This window comes from Bacillus sp. GMa5/1, assembly GCF_050172015.1.
In the GTDB taxonomy this organism is placed as follows: domain Bacteria; phylum Bacillota; class Bacilli; order Bacillales; family Bacillaceae_G; genus Bacillus_A; species Bacillus_A cereus.
The window spans coordinates 1-258 of the sequence record NZ_JBNLYC010000457.1 but is presented as its reverse complement, the minus strand read 5'-3'; the positions used below and the strand labels follow the sequence as shown (position 1 = coordinate 258).

Genomic DNA, 258 nt, shown 5'->3' with positions numbered 1-258 from the left:
ATTGATAAAAATGGGATTACAGCTAAAATGGCTGATTTCTTGTATGAAGATGACAATGGGCAGAAGTTCTCAGTTATTCCGAGAAAAAATTTAATTGTAGATCATTGTTTCGCACATATCACAAAAGGATATCAAAACGCACAATTCTTTAACATTCAGTACAGTCCATTCTGGGAGATTCATGGTTCGCCAGCTGTAGAAAATTCCATCGTTGAAACAGGCATGGAAGGTATGATTAATGCAATGCGAATCAATGGC

The 258-nt window shown here is 36.4% G+C and carries 1 protein-coding gene; it reads left to right on the top strand.

Annotated features, from left to right (window positions below):
- Window positions 1–258 (top strand): hypothetical protein (locus ACQGSG_RS29435; protein ID WP_426948809.1); only part of this gene is annotated, 258 nt, incomplete at both ends.